Consider the following 277-nt stretch of genomic DNA (forward strand, 5'->3'; position numbering starts at 1 on the left):
TAACTGCTCCATACTCTCCATTGGCTTGAGCAGGAGATCATAAACACCTAGTCGCATTGCTTGTGCAATATCGTTGATCTCTTCAGTGGAGGAGAGAACAAGAACGGGAAAACGGCACCTTTCGAGATGCAAACGTTCAATAAGTTCCATACCCCTCCGGTCAGGCAGGAGTAAATCACACAATAAGAGGTCAGGAGGGCTTTCTGCAATAGCCATTAGCCCACTTTTCACACTGTCAGCCTCCTTGACTGTTGCTCCCAGACTGCGGAGATACCCT

General features: G+C 48.4%; 1 protein-coding gene. It reads right to left on the reverse strand.

Annotated elements, in window-relative coordinates:
- Nucleotides 1–261, reverse strand: a 261-nt coding sequence (locus OOT08_RS18830) for a response regulator (RefSeq protein ID WP_325094434.1), incomplete at its 3' end; no start/stop codon positions are given.
- Nucleotides 262–277 lie beyond the last annotated feature (16 nt).

The sequence above is a fragment of the Leucobacter sp. M11 genome (assembly GCF_035726885.1).
Classification (GTDB): Bacteria; Actinomycetota; Actinomycetes; order Actinomycetales; family Microbacteriaceae; genus JAPFRB01.